The organism is Sphingomonas sp. Leaf4, assembly GCF_920939515.1.
In the GTDB taxonomy this organism is placed as follows: domain Bacteria; phylum Pseudomonadota; class Alphaproteobacteria; order Sphingomonadales; family Sphingomonadaceae; genus Sphingomonas.
On sequence record NZ_CAKLBB010000024.1, the window covers coordinates 1 to 17,423 of the forward strand.

General features: G+C 69.2%; 15 protein-coding genes. 7 read left to right on the forward strand and 8 right to left on the reverse strand.

Translation table 11 applies throughout. The features are described 5' to 3' along the window. The first annotated feature begins 142 nt into the window (after positions 1-142). Entirely contained in the window at positions 143-634 is a 492-nt protein-coding gene (locus LRA89_RS20070; protein WP_230772782.1) for a metallophosphoesterase, read from the forward strand. 336 nt (positions 635-970) lie between these two features. On the opposite strand, the gene LRA89_RS20075 is transcribed toward LRA89_RS20070, so the two are convergent. After that, entirely contained in the window at positions 971-5,119 is a 4,149-nt protein-coding gene (locus tag LRA89_RS20075; protein ID WP_230772783.1) for a translocation/assembly module TamB domain-containing protein, read from the reverse strand. Next, positions 5,116-7,035 carry an autotransporter assembly complex protein TamA gene (locus tag LRA89_RS20080; protein ID WP_230772784.1) on the reverse strand — a complete coding sequence of 640 codons (1,920 nt, stop codon included), beginning with the start codon at positions 7,033-7,035 and terminating at the stop codon, positions 5,116-5,118. The genes LRA89_RS20075 and LRA89_RS20080 overlap by 4 nt, the downstream gene beginning before the upstream one ends. Positions 7,036-7,140: 105 nt before the next feature. Between LRA89_RS20080 and LRA89_RS20085 the strand changes: the two genes are divergently transcribed. Continuing rightward, positions 7,141-7,314 (forward strand): hypothetical protein, encoded by a 174-nt coding sequence (locus tag LRA89_RS20085; protein WP_230772786.1) that lies wholly within the window; start codon positions 7,141-7,143, stop codon positions 7,312-7,314. A 133-nt stretch (positions 7,315-7,447) separates the two neighbouring features. Here the strand turns inward: LRA89_RS20085 and LRA89_RS20090 are convergent, their stop codons facing one another. After that, positions 7,448-8,047 (reverse strand): outer membrane protein, encoded by a 600-nt coding sequence (locus tag LRA89_RS20090; RefSeq protein ID WP_230772787.1) that lies wholly within the window; start codon positions 8,045-8,047, stop codon positions 7,448-7,450. Between the two features lie 147 nt (positions 8,048-8,194). Continuing rightward, on the reverse strand, positions 8,195-8,809 hold the full coding sequence (locus tag LRA89_RS20095; protein WP_230772788.1) for a S24 family peptidase: 615 nt from the start codon (positions 8,807-8,809) through the stop codon (positions 8,195-8,197). A 69-nt stretch (positions 8,810-8,878) separates the two neighbouring features. Here LRA89_RS20095 and LRA89_RS20100 point away from each other — a divergent pair, with 69 nt between their 5' ends. Both LRA89_RS20100 and LRA89_RS20105 read left to right on the forward strand, forming a co-directional pair. After that, entirely contained in the window at positions 8,879-9,085 is a 207-nt protein-coding gene (locus tag LRA89_RS20100) for a hypothetical protein (RefSeq protein ID WP_230772789.1), read from the forward strand. Then, positions 9,082-9,381 (forward strand): hypothetical protein, encoded by a 300-nt coding sequence (locus LRA89_RS20105; RefSeq protein ID WP_230772790.1) that lies wholly within the window; start codon positions 9,082-9,084, stop codon positions 9,379-9,381. Before LRA89_RS20100 ends, LRA89_RS20105 begins: the two co-directional genes overlap by 4 nt. A 403-nt stretch (positions 9,382-9,784) precedes the next feature. On the opposite strand, the gene LRA89_RS20535 is transcribed toward LRA89_RS20105, so the two are convergent. The 4 genes from LRA89_RS20535 to LRA89_RS20125 all read right to left on the reverse strand — a co-directional run bounded on the left by LRA89_RS20535 (position 9,785) and on the right by LRA89_RS20125 (position 14,335). Next, positions 9,785-10,807 (reverse strand): hypothetical protein, encoded by a 1,023-nt coding sequence (locus LRA89_RS20535; RefSeq protein ID WP_268934962.1) that lies wholly within the window; start codon positions 10,805-10,807, stop codon positions 9,785-9,787. Further along, a complete protein-coding gene (locus tag LRA89_RS20115) occupies positions 10,807-12,018 on the reverse strand; it encodes a TIGR04063 family PEP-CTERM/XrtA system glycosyltransferase (RefSeq protein WP_230772791.1) in 1,212 nt (403 codons plus the stop codon). The genes LRA89_RS20535 and LRA89_RS20115 overlap by 1 nt, the downstream gene beginning before the upstream one ends. Positions 12,019-12,081: 63 nt before the next feature. Continuing rightward, positions 12,082-12,879, reverse strand: coding sequence for a hypothetical protein (locus LRA89_RS20120; RefSeq protein ID WP_056497870.1), 798 nt, complete (start codon positions 12,877-12,879; stop codon positions 12,082-12,084). 79 nt (positions 12,880-12,958) lie between these two features. Continuing rightward, on the reverse strand, positions 12,959-14,335 hold the full coding sequence (locus tag LRA89_RS20125) for a helix-turn-helix domain-containing protein (protein WP_230772792.1): 1,377 nt from the start codon (positions 14,333-14,335) through the stop codon (positions 12,959-12,961). A gap of 258 nt (positions 14,336-14,593) precedes the next feature. Between LRA89_RS20125 and aceA the strand changes: the two genes are divergently transcribed. The 3 genes from aceA to LRA89_RS20140 all read left to right on the forward strand — a co-directional run bounded on the left by aceA (position 14,594) and on the right by LRA89_RS20140 (position 17,100). Further along, positions 14,594-15,868, forward strand: a complete 1,275-nt coding sequence (gene aceA, locus LRA89_RS20130; protein WP_230772793.1) for an isocitrate lyase — start codon at positions 14,594-14,596, stop codon at positions 15,866-15,868. 24 nt (positions 15,869-15,892) lie between these two features. Then, positions 15,893-16,042, forward strand: coding sequence for a hypothetical protein (locus tag LRA89_RS20135; RefSeq protein ID WP_230772794.1), 150 nt, complete (start codon positions 15,893-15,895; stop codon positions 16,040-16,042). A 284-nt stretch (positions 16,043-16,326) separates the two neighbouring features. Further along, a complete protein-coding gene (locus LRA89_RS20140; RefSeq protein ID WP_329958532.1) occupies positions 16,327-17,100 on the forward strand; it encodes an SDR family oxidoreductase in 774 nt (257 codons plus the stop codon). Positions 17,101-17,423 lie beyond the last annotated feature (323 nt).

Consider the following 17,423-nt stretch of genomic DNA (forward strand, 5'->3'; position numbering starts at 1 on the left):
TGCGCGCACCGTCGACGACCTGTCCCGCGCCATCGGCGCCGCCATCGACACCTACACGCCCGCTGAGTGCGCCAACTACTTCGCCGCTGCCGGATACGATGCGTACTGAACGGAATCTGCTCTAGCGCGCGCCGATGTCGAGTTGCTCGCGATCGATACCTCACCGTTCGTCGAGCGGTATCGGAGCAACGACGGGGTGATCGGCAGCAATACCCGGTCGCAGGATACCGCCGTGCAACTGGCGTGGCTCGACGCGACGCTTAGCGGTTCGCGCGCCAAGTGGAAGGTCGTGACGGGGCATCATCCGATCCGCTCGGGCGGCAGCGGCCATGGCGACCAGCCGGAGATCATCGAACGGGTGCTGCCGATCCTGAAACGGCATGGTGTGCAGGCCTATATCGCGGGGCACGACCATGACCTGCAACATATCCGGCGCGACGGGATCGACATGATCCAGTGCGGCGGGGGCATGGAGGCGCGGCCGGTCGCGGCGGTCGAGGGTACGCGCTTCTGCCGCGCCGCCGCCGGGTTCGGCATGGTGCAGGTGGCGGGCGACCTGCTGTCGTTCGACCTGCGCGACGAGCGCGGGGCCAGCCTGTATAATGCGTCGGTGCCGGTGCGGGCGGCGGCGTAAGTTTACAAAGTTTACACTAACGACGTCGTGGCGAGAATTGACGCCGCGGAGGCTATCCGTTCGTTTTCCGTTACTTGGCGGATCAACCTATCTGAACGTCCGAGGTGTACGTTTACGTCGTGCAGACGTCACAGACCATGCCGCAAGGGCGAGGTTCACATGGCTGGCCGGTAGATGTCCTCGATCATGTCAAAGAGCGTGGCGCTTGTTGCGCTCCGGGGTGGGTGTAGCCGCTGGCCAGGGATGTAGGACAGCGATGATCCATTGCGACTGCGGGGCAGGCGCCGGTCAAGACTCCAGCCTTCGCCGGAGCGAGGGTGTGGGGCCAAGGGAGCCTCAATAATCGCGCGACACGCGCACGTTCACGCTCTGGCGGCCGATCGTCGAGATCGAGGAGAGGAGCGAGAGCCAGCGCGTGACCTGGAATTCGATGCGGGTGGCGCTGTAGCCCTGCCCGTCGGTCACGATCTCCGCATAGAAGCGGCGGGTCAGATATTTGCCGGCGGCGACCGAGGTGCCCTGTCCCGTCTGCGGATCGGCGGGGAGGATGCGCAGACGGTCCAATCCGGCGGCACGGCGGACGGCGTTGATCGGGTTGAGGCCCCCTTCCCCGTTCTGGAGTGCGGCGACGGCCGCGGCCAGTTGCAGCGCCTCAGGCGCGGACAGGTTGGTGATCGAGGTGCCGAATAGCAGCCGCGAGAGCAGTTCGTCCTCGGGCAGCGCGGGCACGCTCTGGAAGCTGATTTCCGGCCGGGTCGCGGTGCCGGCGACGCGGATGGTGGCGTTCAGCCCCTGCGTATCGGCGTTGGCGACGATGTCGATCGCCGGATCGGCGGGGATTTCGCCGTTGAAGCGCAGCGCGCCGCGATCGATCTGAAACTCGCGGCCGGCGAATTCATAATTGCCGCGGATTAGGTCGGCCCGGCCGTTGATAACCGGGTTGGTCGGCTCGCCGGTGATGGCGAGGTCGGCGGACCATTCGCTGGTGAGGCCGAGACCGGTGACGATCAGCCCGCCGGGCGCACGCGCGCGCAGGTCGAGCCGCCATGGCGTGGCGGCGGCGGTGACTTCGTCGTCGCCGTCGGGGCGGTTGATCTCGCGGATATTGAGGCGCGGCAGCGGCGCGGTGGCGGTGGCGCGGCCCAGCCGATAGCGGCTGCCGTCCATCCGCACCTGCCCGGAAATCACCCCGCCCGCGCCGTCGCTCTTCACCCGGATCGGCCCGGTGACGGTTGCGCCGATCGAATCGGTATTAATGAGCCGCGCGCGATCGGCATTGAGCGACAGGTCGATGCCGAAGCCGCGCACCGCCGCGAATTCGAAATTGCCGGTGCCGGTGACGCGCCCCTGCCGCCCGTCGCTGGCGGCGAAGCGATCGATGACCAATTGCGATCCGTCGAAGCGACCCTGCGCCTCGACCCCGGTCAGGACGGTGCCGGTGATCGAACTTTCGATCCGCGCGCCGCTGGAGCGCACGACGCCGCGAATGCGCGGATCGGCAAGGCGGCCGGTGACGTCGGCACCGACCGCGACCGGGCCGGACAGGTCGAACAGTTCGATGCCGGTCAGCCGCCATAGCGTATCGGCGGGGCCACCGTAGCGAAGCTGCGCGAACAGCGGCGCATTGGCGATACGGGTGGCGAGGTCGCCGCCACCCAGTGGTGCCAGCCGGGCCTGCGCGCGGCCGATGGTCTTGCCGCCGCTGGCCATGACGGCGCGCAGGCCCGCCCGGTTGGCGTCGAGCACGGCGGCGATGCCGACGTCGATCGGCGTCGAGGAAAGGACCAGCCCCGATCGGGTCAGGCCGCGAATGGTCAGGTCGACGCGCCCTGAGGGAGTCTCGCCATCCTGCGCATAGGCGATCTTGCCCGAGGCGGTGCCGCCCAACCCAAGGCCGGGATAGCCGATGTCGAGCACGGCAAGCGGCATGCGTGCGACGTCGAGGTTGACCTCGCTGCGGGTGCCGGTGAGCGCGCCGGCGATCGTGGCGCTACCGCCGGCGAAGGTGAAGCGGGTATCGCCAAGCCGCCAGCCCGCGCCGTCGCGACGCAGGACGGCCGGCGTTTCGAGTTTGAGCGGACGGCGATCGAGCGTGCCTTCCGCCGAGATGCGATATTCGTCTTCGGTGATGCCGATGACGCTCTGGATCGCGAAGGCGCGGCCACGCGAGCCGGCGATCGAGGCGCGTGCCTCGCCGACGCCGTTCACGAGACGGAGGTTGCCCGCCATCCGTGCGATCGACAATTTGCCGCGACGGAACCCCTGTGCGGTTACGGTGGCGTCGAGGCTGGTGGCGTCGCCGAGCACGATCGCTGCTTCGAGGCGGCCGCGCCGAACCTCGCCGATGCTGCCGAGGCGGGCACGCGCGGCGTCGAGCGCGAGGTCGATGCGCTGGTCCTGGCCCTGCGGACGGAAGTCGATCGTCCCCGACAGGCCACCGCCGGCGACGGTCAGGCGGCCGAGAAAGCCGTCCTCGACAATATCGACGCCGCCGGTGGCGCGGGTGCCGCTGACCTCCAGCGCGTCGACCGCGATGCGCGCGGTGCCGCCGCTCGGCAACAGGATCGCCCCTTGCGCAGTGAACGGGCCGAGACGCGAACCACCGGTAGCGCGGTAGGCGAAGCCCTGCGGCGTGGGATCGAGATGGGCGACGACATCGGACAGGCCGAGCGTCGCGTTGGGGCTGGCGAAGCGCAGGTCGAGCGTCGGGCGCGAGATGTCGCCGTCGAGGTTAAGTCGCACCGGGCCATAGGTCGCCTGCCGCCCGACCGCTTCGATATGGAAACTGCCGTCGCGACGGCGATAGCCGTTGCCGGTGAGCGTCAGGCCGGGCGAGGTCAGCCGCAGGCCGCGCAGATACAGCGTGCCGTCGCGGCCGCGTTCTAGCCCGGTTTCGATGCGGGGCAGGCCGACGGTCAGCGAGCGGAAGAAGCCGTTGTCGAGCTGGCGGACCTGCGCCATGCCCCGCCCGATAATGCGGGTGCCGCCGCCCGGGATCGGCACCGCGTTGAGCCGGGTCTGCACGTCGACGACGCCCAGACCGGGGATCAGATAGCGGTTGAGCGCGCCGCTGATGCCGATGTCGTAGCGGCCGGTGGCGAGATCGAGCGTAAGCATGATCCGGCCGTTCAGCTTGTCCGACCGCACGATCAGGTCGTTGCCGACGAGGGTGCGCGCATCGACGCGGAGATTGCCCACGACCGAGAGGTTGCGCAGGATGCCGCCGGCGACCTCGCCGATGCCGGTGACGCGCTTTGCGGCGAGGCGGATCGGGATGGTGACGGGGGCGCGGCTCAACCGCCCCTGCCCGGCGGCGACCACGCCCTCGAACCCGGTCTGGTCGAACGCCAGCCGGTCGGCGCGCAGGCGATAGTCGAACTTCGCGGTGGCGAACGCGCCATCGAGGATCGCGCGCAGTTCGATGGCGCGGCCGGTCATGTTGGGGAACAGCGATGCCGGGCGCAGCAGGCGGGCGCGCAGGCGCAGGTCGCGAAACGCGCTGGTGCCCAGATCGACGATGCCGTCGGCTTCGAGCGCGAGCGCGGGGCTGCGCAGCGCGAGCTGACCGTCGATCCGGCGGTTGGCGAAGATGGCGTTGCCGGTGACGCGGACCCGGGGGGCGGTGAGGCGTTGCAGCTTGCCTTGCAGCAACACCGACGGCGCGAGCGTGCCGTTCAACGCGTAGCGGCCGGCGCGAACGGCAAGGTCGAGGTCGGCGATCGACTGGCCGGCGGCGGTGGCGGCGAGGCGGCCGTCCCATGCGCTCCAACGGCCGTCGCCGGTGAGCGTGAGATCGAGCGGACGGCGGATGCCGCTGGCAGTGGCGAGCAGGCCGTCGGCGACGCCGCGCGCGCGCAGCTCGACGTCGAAGCGGTCGCGATCGGGTTCGACGTCGAGGCGCAGCCGCAACCGGTCGCTGCGCGCGATGTCGAGTGCGAGGTCGACCAGCGCCCGCCCCGAGCGAATATCGGCCTGCCCGAGCAGCCGGCCGATACGCGGGGTTCCGGTGACGGCGCGGGCAAGTTCGAGTCGGTCGACCGAGAGGCGGCCGATGCGGATGTCGAACGACGGCAGGATCGGCCCGCGCCGGCCGGTCGGCGTCGGTTGCGGCAGTTTGGCGAGGATCGCGCGCGGGATGTGCAGGCGGGTGATCGACAGGCGGTTCGACCAATAGTCCCATGGCCGCCAGTCGAGCTGCGCCAGCGGCGCGCGCAGCACGAGGCCCTGCGGGTCATAGATGCGGACGTCGACCAGCCGGGGGTTGCGGTAGATCGAGCCTTCGATCCGGCCGATGCGGTAGCGCATGCCGTTGGTGGGCTTCAATGTCGCGATGCGGTTGGCGATCAGCCGGTGGCCGGGACCGGTATCGATCGCGATCAGCAGGCCGGCGATGGCGACGACGATCGCCAGCAGCAGTTGCAGCAGCCGGCGGCCCCAGCCGATGCGCGGTTTGGCCGGCGGCGGTGCGGCGTCGGGCTCGCTCAAAACGCCTGTCCGAGCGAGACATAGACGGCGATGCGCGGGTCGCCGCGCTGCGGGTTGATCGGCGTGCCGACGTCGACGCGGATCGGGCCGAAATTGCTGTAATAGCGCACCCCGATCCCCGCGCCGTAGCGCAGGTCCGACAGGCCGGGCAGCGGCGAGGTATCGATGTTGCCCGCGTCGAGGAACGGCACGACGCCGAAATTGCCGAACGCGCGCACCCGCGCCTCGATCGAGAATTCGGCGAGGCTGCGGCCGCCGATCGGATCGTTGTTGGGATCGCGCGGGCCGATGCTCTGGAAACCATAGCCGCGCACCGACGCGCCGCCGCCGGCATAGAAGCGCCGCGACGGGGCGACCGCATCGCGCGGTGCGCCGAGAATCGAGCCGATCCGCGCACGACCGGCGAGCACGACGCGGTCGTTCACCGACTTGTAGACGCTGCCGTCGAGCTGCACGCGGGTGTAGCCGAACACGTCGCCCTGCAACGACAGTTCGGGGCTGAACCGGCCGCCGAGGCGGAAGCCGCGCGTCGGGTTCAGCAGGTCGTCGGACCCGTCGTAGTTGAGGCTGGTCGGCACCGCGCCGATGAAATAGGTCCGCCGGCGTGGATCGCCGGTGGCGACGATCACGTCGCGCTCGTCGGTCGCCAGCAGCTCGGCGCCCAAGGACCACGTCCATGTCTTTTGAAAGAAGATGTTGGTCTGGCGCTCGAGGCTGCCCGAGAGCGAGACGGTGTTCGCCTCGAACGCATCGCGCACGAGATGGGTGGCGGCGATCTGGCCGGTCAGCACCCGGTCGCGGCCGTGGAAATTGTTGCGGCGGAAGGTGACGGCCGCGACCTGCTCGCGCGTGCCCAGCACGCCGCGCAACGTCAGCGCGCCTTCGGGGGGGAACAGGTTGCGGTGGGTCCAGCTCCCCTCGACCCGCGCGCCTTCGCCCGTGCCATAACCCAGTTCGGCGGCGATGGTGCGCGGCGGCGCGGGCTCCATCGCGAGATCGAGGTCGACGGTGCCGGGCACCTGTCCCTCGACCGGGGTCAGGCGGACCTGCGAGACGAGGCTGGTCTGAACGATCGCGCGGCGCAGATCGTCGACCAGCGTCGAATCATAGGTCTCGCCAGGTTTGAAGCGGGCGATGTCCTGGGCATGATCGCCATCGAACACGCGGTTGGGGCGGGCGACGATCCGGCCGAAGCGACGCTCGCCGCCGGGCTGGACCGGCACCTCGATCGTCGCGGTGCGCGTGGCATGGTCGACGGTGATCTCGGGCTCGCCGACCTTGGCGAAGGGGAAGCCTTCGCGGCCGATGGTCTCGGTGAGCTTTTCCTGCGCGGCGACGATGGTGTCGCCCTGCACGGGGGCCTGCGGCGCGATCGGGAAGGCTTCGCGCAAGGTTTCGGCCTTGGCGCCGGCGGCGGCGATGCCCGGCGTGCGGACCTGCGCGAAGCGGTAGCGTTCGCCCGGTTCGACTTCGAGGTAGACGATCAGCCGGTCGCCTTCGGGCCGGACGCTGGTGGCGATGCGCGCATCGAAATAGCCTTCGTTGCGCAGCAGTTCGTCGAGGGTGCGGGCATCCTCGCGCGCGCGGCGATCGATCTGGGCGGCGTTGGCCGGTTCGCCTTCGTTCGCGCGCAACGTCGAGAGTTCGTTGAAGCGCTGGCGGAACAGGTCGGTGTCGATCGCGTCGATGCCGGTGATGCGGTAATTGTAGCGCGTCTCCCCCGCCGCGTTAACCGATCGGATCGCGGCCAGCGGATCGGCCGGTTCGGGCGCGATCTCGGGCCAGGCGACGCCGATGTCGGGCAGGTCGGCCAAGGGCGCATCGGGGGCGAGCGGTACATCCTGCGCACGCGCGGGCGCGGCGACGACCACGAGCCATCCGGCGCTCAACAGCAACACAAGCCGGACACTCGACATGGCAGCCGTCCTAGCCCGTGGGGGTAGCCGCCGCCAAGGGGCTAAACCAGCGTTGCTGCGCCGGATGGTAGCATGGGCGCGGCGATTGTGGCAGGAGGGCGCGCGATGAGCGATCCTTCCCACACTCCGCGCGCCGGCGGCCTGCCGATCGCGATCGGCACCATGGCCGGGGCAATCGGCGGCGCGCTGGCCGGCGAGGCAACGATCGGCGTGCTGGCCGGCTTCGCGATCGGCGTCGTGATCGCAATCGTCATCTGGCGGCGCGACCGGCGCGGGTAGCGTTTCCGAACAGATTTCCAGACTTCGATCCATGCCGCATCGTCACCCCGGAACCAGTCCGGGGTGACGAACGGGCGGCCGTTTCGGCCGAAAATGACGAAGATCGGCCGGAAATGCCGAATATCGATCGGTCCTAGAAACGCACCGGCACCCCGAGCATCAGCGTGCGGTTGACCCCCGCCAGTTCGCGATAGTCGAGGCGGACGCCGATCCGGCGCGACGCGCGAACCTCGATGCCGCCGCCATAGGTGACGCTGTGGCTCCAGTCCGAGGCACCCTCGACGGCGAAATCGTCGGTGACGCGCACCCGGTGCGCGCCATAGCCGAGCGTGGCATAGACCAGCGCATGGTCGCCGATGACATAGCCGGCACGCCCGCCGACGCGGTAGTTCCATTGCGGATCCTCGGCATAGACGCCGCCGGGCAGCCGTGCGGTCGCCTGCGTCCCGCCGGTGCCGATCGCCGCTTCGGCCCCGAGCCGCACGCGCGGCGCGACGGCAAGGTCGAACCCGGCGAAGGCACCGCCCGCCACCCCGCGCGAGCGATAGGTGTTCGTCTCGGTCACGTTGAACAGCGGCACGGTGATCTCGAGATCGAAATGATGCTCCTGCACGCCGATCTCGGCCCCGGCATAGCCGCCGGTAAAGGCAGTGTTCAGCCGGTCCTGGGCATGGCCCGGCATCGCCGACGCGACCATCGCCGCGCCGGTCGCCACCAGCAGTTTCATGTTCATCACTATCCCTTTCGCTCGATCGGCAGCGACTCCCGCGCCGCCGATAACGCTTGTGTAAGACAGCAAAATGTTTCTGTAAAACAGAAATAGATTGGTGTTATGCAGCGATCATTCGAGCAGGCGGGGGTCGCATCGCCTGCCGGTGTATCACAGCCTTCGTGACAGCCAGACGACACGACCGACGATGTCCGGCGGCGTGGCCAGCACGACCGGCGGATAGGCGGGATTGTCGCTGACCAGCTCCACCCCGCCGGGCGCGCGGGCGAGCCGCTTGACCAGCAACAGCCCGTCGTGGCGGACGACATGGATCCGGCCCGACTGGCCGCGTCGGTCGCCCTGATCGACAAGGATCATGTCGCCGTCGGCCAGCGTCGGTTCCATCGAATCGCCGCGCACCGCGATCATCGAGGCATCGGCGGCGCGCACGCGCAACGCGCGCAGCAGATCGGCGTCGAGCCGGTGGACGCCATCGGCGGCATCGTCGCCCAGCAGGCCGCCCGGCCCCGCCGATGCGGTCGCATCGATGCGGGGCACCGCCACCCATTCGCGCGCGGGGGGCGCGCCGAGCAGCGTTTCGGCGATGCCGAGATAGCGCGCGAGGATCGTCCGATCGCCCTCGGCCAGCCGGCGCGGGGTGCCGCGTTCGACGAACTGCTGGATATAGGCCGGGTTGCGGCCAATCAGCCGTGACAGCTCCATCAGGCTGACGCCGCGTGCCTGCGCGGCATGGGCGATCGCGGTGCGAGGGTCGGCCGGGTCCATTACCGCATCCTACACATAGGAAAAATCCTAGACAAGTTGGATTTACAAGAACAGAACAAGAACTAATCAATGCAGCGGTGGGAGGCGCAGGTGAACATCATTCTGGCGAGGATCGGCCAGCATCTGGAGAAGACGGGCATGGCGGAGACGAAATTCGGACGCTGCGCGGTGGGCGATCCGCGGCTGATCGGCGACCTGCGGCGGGGGCGCATCCCCCGACCGGCGATGGTCGCGCGGATCGAATCCTATATCGCCCAGCGGGAGGGGGCACGATGAGCCGGGGACCCGATGCGGCGACGCTGCTGGAGCGGCGATTGCGGATCGCGGCGGAGGCGGTGGGCGTGACCATCGTCATCACCGCGTCGGACTGGACACGCTGGGCAAGCGCCACGTTCAACGGGGCGAAGCACCGGCTGACGGTGACGAGCGAGGATGGCGGGTTCGCGACGTGGCTGGCGACGCTGAGTGAGGCGGAACTGCCGCTGCGCGGGCATCTGGTCGCCGATGTCGCGGTGGCGCGGGTGGCGGCGGGGGTCGCCGACCTTGATGTGCTGACGGTGGAGAAGCGGTAGGGGGGTCGGAAGCGCTGGCTTGCCTCGTCGCCGAAGATTTGTTCCGGGGTGACAAGGGGACTGGGGCCGATCGACATTCCTTCGCGCGTCGTCACCCCGGACTTGTTCCGGGGTCCACCTGGCCCCAAGCGCTGTCGATACAGCCTCAAGGCGCACCGATTGCCGAGCCGTGGACCCCGGAACAAGTCCGGGGTGACGAAAGGGGTGGCTGTTGCGGCCGAAAATGACGAAGATTGGCCGACAATGTTGAATGTCGATCGGCCCTAGACCTGAAACAATCGTCATCCCAGTGCAGGCTGGGATCTCCCGTGGACGGCGCACGGCAGGAGCCGCATGAGGCCCCAGCCATCGCTGGGGCGACGCTTCGGTTCGGACGAATCGGAGTTTAGGGGCCGGGACGCCCCTATTCCTTTTCGCCCGTTGCCATGCGGCGGAGCTGGCCGAGCGTGGCGGCGAGCCCTGCGGGGACGCGCGGTGCCGGCGGTTCGGGCGTGGCGGGTGGTTCGGGTGGTGGCGGTTCGGAGGTGGCGATCGGCGTAGGCACAGCCTGCGGGGCGATCGGGGCTGGCGGTTCGGTCTGTACCGGGGGTTCGGGCAGCGGATCGCGCCGCGACAGACCCTCGTCGAGACGGGCGAGGAGGGCCGACAACGAGGGTTCGCCGGTCGGTTTCGGCAGGGACTGTAGATCGGGTTTCGACGCGGCTGCTTCGGGGCGGCTGTCGCTCCCCTCCCCGACAAGCGACGGGTCGGGAGTGGGTTGGTCGAGGGCTGGCGGTGGCGTTTCCTCAGCGGCCGACTCATCCCCGGCCCCTCCCTTGTCCGGGAGGGGAATCGGGTCGGTTTGACGATCCTCGGGCAGCGTCACCGCATCGGGGCGGAACAGCGGCTTGACGGTAGGCGTCGGTGCGGCCGGGGCGGCGGGCAGCGCGTCGGGATCGAACATCGCCAGCGGCATATCGAGATCGCGCGGGATCGTGCGTTCGCCGTCCGGGGTGGCGGGCACCAGCGGCGTGTCGAGGAACGGCGCGCCGAGATCGCGGTCGGCGCGGACCGGCGGGCGCGGCGGCGCGTCGGGATGGGCATCGGCGCGCCGGACCGAGGGCGGGACCTCGGCACGGCGCGGTTTGGCCTTGGGCTTGCGGCGCGGAAGCGGCAGCACCGCGGCGGGCGCGAGCAGCATCAGCCCCAGCCACAGCAGCACCGTCACCAGCCCGCCGAAGCCGAGCATCAGCCCGGCGCGCGCGGTCCAGCCGAGCGGCGGTGCTGCGGCAGGAAGCAGCGCGGGCAGGCCGCTGGCCATCACCGCCGCCTCGATCCGCCATGCGGGCACGAGCGCGACCAGCGCGACGACGGCCAGCCCGGCCACCCCCGCGACGGTGGGGGCGAGCGGCAGGCCCGGTTGGCGTGGCGCGTGGGTCGTGGCCATCACCCGTCCGATCGGTTGGCGGCGATCAGCCGCTGGTAGAGGGGTTCGTAGCGCGCGACGTTGCTTGCCCAGTCGCGCTCGCGCTCGACGAAGGCGCGGCCGCGATCGCGCATCGCGTCCCAGTCGCTGCGATCGGCGAGGCGGGCGGCGACACGGGTCGCGAGCGCGGCGGGATCGTCGGGTGGGAACAGCGTGCCGGTGTCGCCGTCGCGGATCAGCTCGCGGTGGCCGCCGACGTCGGATGCCGCGACGAGGCGGCGCTGCGCCATGGCTTCCAACGGTTTGAGCGGCGTGACGAGGTCGGTCAGCCGCATCGCCTTGCGCGGATAGACCAGCAGATCGACGAGGCCGTAATAGCGCTCGACCTGATCGTGCGGCACCCGGCCGACGAAGCGGATCGCATCGGCCACCGGCGAGGCGGCGGCGCGGGCGCGCAGGTCGGCCTCCATCGGCCCGCCGCCGACCAGCAAGAGGGCGACGTTCGGGCGGGCGGCGACCAGCGCGGGCATCGCCGCGATCAGCGTGTCAAGCCCCTCGTAATCGTAGAAGCTGCCGATGAAGCCGAGCACGTCCTTGCCGGCCAGGCCCAGTTCGGCGGCGAGCGCGGTGTCGGGAGGCGGCGGCGTGCCGAACAGCGTCAGGTCGACGCCGTTGGGGGACACCATGATCTTGTCGGACGCGATGCCGCGCGCGATCAGGTCGCGCCGCAGCCCCTCGCAGATCACCGCGACGCCGTCGACTTTCCGCACCGCGTGGGTTTCGAGCGCGCGGGTGGTGCGGTAGCGCAGCGAGCCTTCGGTCCCGGTGCCGTTGCCGACCGAGGCATCTTCCCAGAAGGCACGGATTTCATAGACCAGCGGCAGGCGGTGGCGCTTCGCCACCCCCATCGCCGCCAGCGCGCCCAGCACCGGCGAATGGGCGTGGAGGATGTCGGGCTTCACCAATTCCACCACCCGTTCGATCGACCGGGCGAAGGCACGGATCTCACGCACTTCGCCGAGCGGCGAGGGCAACGGGGCAATGGGTGCGGTACGGTGGAAATCGATGCCGTCGATCGTCTCGCGCGGAACGTGCGTGACGCCCTGGCGCGGGCCGGTGACGGCGGCGACCTCCCACCCCCGCCCCATCTGCGCGGTCAGGATCGCGCGGGTGCGGAACGTATAGCCGCTGTGCAGCGGCAACCCATGGTCGAGAACATGAAGGATACGCATCGGCAGCCGTTTACCATGGGAGGGCTTAAGGAGACGTGACCTTCGCCCCCCGGCCCCGGCCAGTCAGTGGTAGATCACGGCATGCCGTGCGAGCAGCAACCGTGGCCGGGCGGTGTCGTCCTCCCGCCATGACAGGCGCCACGATCGGTAATCATCGCCGGAAGGGCCGAACGACAGCTCGACGGCATAAGGTGCCCCGGATTCAACGGGCTGCTGCTGCGTGACGACGCCGTGGTCCATCCGACTGAGCACCCGGCTGATCCCGCTGTCGATGTCGATTCGGAACAATGCGTCGAGGGGCAGCGCGGCCAGTGCCTTGCGCGAATCCGTGCAGGCGGGTTTTTCGTCGCTCGTCCCGCAACGCACATCCATCGGCAGCGGTGCGCCTGCCTTCGCCGCGCGCATCGTTGCGATCAATCGACGGTAGGCGGCGAGTTGCCGTTCACGATCGTTCGTGCCGATTGATACGAATCCATCGCTCGCGGCGCAATTGCGCGCCGTGGCGGTGTGGGCGGGATAGACGATCGCGTACCGGAGATATTTCTCAGGCGGACGGATCGTCAGCACGCTGTCGTCGGGCATCGGGATACCCACCGGGCCGCCCTGTACCGTGACTCGATACTCGGTCCGTTCGCACAGGTCGGGTCCGGCGACGCGCGGTGCTGTCCGATACCATGCGTCAAAGACGGTGCCGGGTATGAACTGTCGCCGGATGCTGCCGCCGACGACGGTCCTGTGGATCTCGGGCGGAAGCAGACGATCGGCGAGCCGCATCGCGTCGCCTTGCTCAACCTCCGTCCTGGCGATCGTCTGCGCCTTGGCCGGGGCGTTCGTGATCCCCGCAGCGAGAAGGCCGGTCAACGCGATTCGAAGCGGAATAGTCTCCATCGCGTCAGCTTGGGCGGGTCGCGCACGTCGGGCAAGCCATTGTAGCAGCGCCTCAATCCCCCGCGAAGGCGAACGGGGTTAGCCCCCCCTCGCGTTCGTCGATCCGCATCGCGCGGGCGAGCGGCGGGGCCGAGCGTTGGGGGCAGGCGATGCGGGTGCAGGCGCGGCAGCCGGGGCCGACGGGCACGCCCGGCGCGGCGAGGTCCAGCCCGCGTGCCGCCGCAAGGCCGCTCGCCTGTTCGGCGGCGATGCCCAGCATCACCACGAACCGCGCGCGGACCTCGCCCGCCAGCGCACCCGGCGGGGTGACGGTACGCGCGAGCGTCAGCCAGCGGCCGCCCTCCTCCGGGTCGACGCATTGCACGATCGTCTCGCCGCCGCGCGCGAAGGCGTCGAACGCGCCGAGCAGCGGACAGGGCGTGCCTTCGACCAGCGGCGACTGGCTGGCCCCGGCGAAGCGTTTCGACACCTGTCCGGCACGGTCGAGGCGGAGCATGCAGAACGACAGCCCGCGCGCGCCGACGCGGTGGAGCGTGGTCAGCCGGTGCGCGACATGTTCGAACCCCGCGCCGAAGCGGCGGCCAAGCAGCGCGATGTCATAGCCGGTCGCCTCGCACGCGCGCAGGAAGCGGGCATAGGGCATCATGACGGCGGCGGCGAAATAGCCGTGGAGGTGGCGGCGCAGCCATTGTTCGGCGGTGCGATCGGTCAGCCCCGCGCCGCGCACCAGCGCCTCCACCTCGGCGCGCGCCTCGACATGGCCGAGCGTGCGCGCCATCGCGAAGCTGCGCGAAGCGGGGTCGAGCCGTTCGGACAATTGCAACTGGCGCGCGTGCAGATCGGTGCGGTGGAGGTGGTCGGGCATCGTCTCGACGGGCAACAACCGGACCGACAGATGGTGGCGCACGCGCAGCCGGTCGGCCATCGCCGCCGCCGGATCGCCGCCGCTCTGGCGTAGCTCGTCGGCCAGCGCCTCGGCTTGGGCGTCGAGATCGGGGAAATGGTTGCGCCAGCGCTCGATCGCGGCGCGCGCCTCGACCGCCGGGTCGGCGACGGCGACTCCTGCCCCACCGCCGCCCAGCCGGTCGAAGGCGCGGGCGAACGCCTCCGCGCCGCCCGGCGCGCTCGCCAGCCATTCGGCGATGTCGCCGCGATCGAGTGCGAGGTCGGCGAACAGCGGATCGGCGAGTCGCCGCCGCATCGGATCGATGCCGCCGCCCGGCTCGCTCGCTGCCAGCGTGCGGGCATCGAAGCCGTAGCGTTCGGACAGCGCGACGAGCAGCGCGGCGGTGATCGGGCGCTGGTTGCGCTCGATCAGGTTGAGGTAGCTGGGCGAGATGCCGAGCGCGGCCGCCATCGCCGCTTGGGTCAGCGCATGGCCCCGGCGCAGGCGGCGAACCGCGTGACCGGCGAAGAGCTTGGTGTCCATGTGCGCTCTTTCTCGCCTCCCTAAAAAGGGAGGGCTGGGGGTGGGTCGGGTTGTGGCGGGCGTTACGTTCCCTCGCGGGCCTACCCCCCCACCCCTCCCTTGCCAGGGAGGGGAGTTGTCAGTTCTTTACAATGCTACAACAGGACGAGGATCAACGACAACAGGCAGACGCGATTTCCGGCGCGATCCGGCTGCGCAAACCGTGTTTCCTAGGCCATTGTCCTGTCAACGATACGACAGACTGTAAAGGAAATGACCATGGACTTCGCCGATCTCATCGCCGCCCCGCCCGGCCGTTTCGACGGGATCGAGCGGCCCTACACCCCGGCCGACGTCACCCGGCTGCGCGGATCGGTCATGGTTGAACACACGCTGGCACGGCGCGGGGCGAACCGGTTGTGGGAGTTGCTGCACAATGAGGACTATGTCCATGCGCTGGGCGCGCTGTCGGGCAATCAGGCGATGCAGATGGTGCGCGCCGGGTTGAAGGCGATCTATCTGTCGGGCTGGCAGGTCGCGGCCGACGCCAACACCGCCGGGCAGATGTATCCCGACCAGTCGCTCTATCCGTCGAACGCCGGACCGGAACTGGCCAAGCGGATCAACGCGACGCTCGGGCGCGCCGACCAGATCGAGCATATGGAGGGGGGTGCCGGCCGCGACTGGTACGCGCCGATCGTCGCCGATGCCGAAGCCGGGTTCGGCGGGCCGCTCAACTGTTTCGAGATCATGAAGGCCTATATCGCCGCCGGCGTCGCCGGGGTGCATTACGAGGACCAACTGGCATCGGAGAAGAAGTGCGGGCATCTGGGCGGCAAGGTCCTTATTCCGACGCAGGCGCATATCCGCAACCTCGACGCGGCGCGCCTCGCGGCGGATGTGGCGGGCGTACCGACCATCATCTGCGCGCGGACCGATGCCGAAAGTGCGCGCCTCATCACCTCGGACATCGACGAGCGCGACCACCCGTATCTGACCGGCGAGCGGACCCCCGAGGGCTTCTTCCGGTTGCAGGAGGGCACCGGCGTCGACCATTGCATCGCGCGCGGCATTGCCTTCGCGCCGCATGCCGACCTGTTGTGGTGGGAGACGAGCAAGCCCAACCTCGCCGACGCGCGGCGTTTCGCCGAGGCGGTGCGCAAGGAATATCCAGACAAGCTGCTCGCGTACAATTGTTCGCCGTCGTTCAACTGGGAAAAGAACCTCGACCGCGACGACATCGCCCGCTTCCAGCGGGAGATCGGGGCGATGGGGTACAAGTTCCAGTTCGTGACGCTGGCCGGGTTCCACCAGCTCAACTTCGGCATGTTCGAGCTGGCACGCGGCTACCGCGATCGCGGCATGGCGGCGTACAGCGAACTGCAACAGGCCGAATTCGCCGCCGAGGCCAATGGCTACACCGCGACCCGCCACCAGCGCGAGGTGGGCACCGGCTATTTCGACCTCGTGGCGACCACGCTAGCCGGCGGCAGTTCGTCGACCACCGCGCTGAAGGAATCCACCGAAACGGCCCAGTTCGACAAGGCCGCCTGAACGTTACATCGAAGGAGAGACACAATGCCCGAACCGACCCGCAGCCGCGCCGTTTTCTCGACCGAGGACTTCCGTTTGCTCAAGGAAGCGCTGGCGAGCCATATCCAGTCGATCGCCGACGATCCCAAGTCGAGCAAGTTCGCTCACTTGTACCATCGGTTGGGTCGCATCTGACCGGTTTTGGTTCACGCGGAGGCGCGGAGGCGCAGAGAGAGTCCATTGGTGGCATCCGTTCCGCGACCGGGAGACGTTTGCGTCCGTTGCCAAGGGGATGACGGCCGCTGATGCGGCGGTATGTGGCAACGACCGCACCCCCTCCGCGTCTCCGCGCCTCCGCGTGAACAACCCTTCTTCGTGCCTTCGCGTGAACCCACCCCCCCCCCAGCGCAACGGGCGCGTCACCCACCGGTGGCGCGCCCGGTTCGCGTGAAGTAGCCTCGCCCCGAGGGAGAGGCACGATGGACATGGCGACGCTGTTCCGGCTCGACGGGCGGACCGCATTGGTGACGGGCGGTACGCGCGGGATCGGGCGGATGATTGCAAAAGGCTTCGTCGCGCAGGGGGCGCGGGTGTTCATCGCGTCACGCGATGCCGATGCGTGCCGGGCGACGGCGAAGGCGATCGGGGCGACCGCGCTGCCGCAGGACGTGGGCGACGTCGCAGGATGCCGCGCGCTGGCCGAACGATTGGGGGACCAAGTCGACGCGCTCGATATTCTCGTCAACAACGCCGGGGCGGCATGGGGTGCCGCGTTCGACGAGTTTCCCGAGGCAGGGTGGGACAAGGTCATGGACCTGAACGTCAAATCGCCGTTCTTCCTGACCCAAGCGCTTCACCCGCTGCTCAAGGCCGGCGCTACTCCGCAGCGTCCGGCGAAGGTCATCAACATCGCCTCGATCGACGGGCAGCGGATCAATCCGTGGGAGACGTATAGCTATCAGGCGTCGAAGGCGGCGCTGATCCACCTGACGCGGCGGCTGGCGGCGCGGCTGGCGCGTGATTCGATCCATGTGTCGGGGATCGCGCCCGGCGCGTTCGCCAGCGACATGAACAAGGCGGCGCGCGACCATGGCGAATCGCTGGCGAAGGCCATCCCGGCGGGGCGGATCGGGCGCGACGAGGACATGGCGGGGGCGGCGATCTACCTCGCGTCGCGCGCCGGCGACTATGTGGTGGGCGAGACGATCACCGTCGACGGCGGGCTGGTGCATGCCAGCACCGGGACGGCGTAGCGCCGATCGACATCCTTCGTGCGTCGTCACCCCGGACTTGTTCCGGGGTCCACCTGGCCCCGAACGCTGTCGATAAAACCTCAAGGCGCACCGATTGCCGAGCCGTGGCCCCCGGAACAAGTCCGGGGTGACGAAAGGGGTGGCTGTTTCGGCCGAAAATGACGAAGATCGGCCGGCAAGGCTGAATGTCGATCGCTACTAGGGTCTGTGGGGATTCACAAAGTTGTGCGGATGTGATTCACGCTATGGATGGATCGTGACGTACTGACGGACGCCCAATGGGCAAAGATCGAGCCGCATTGCCTGGGCAAGCGGACTGACCC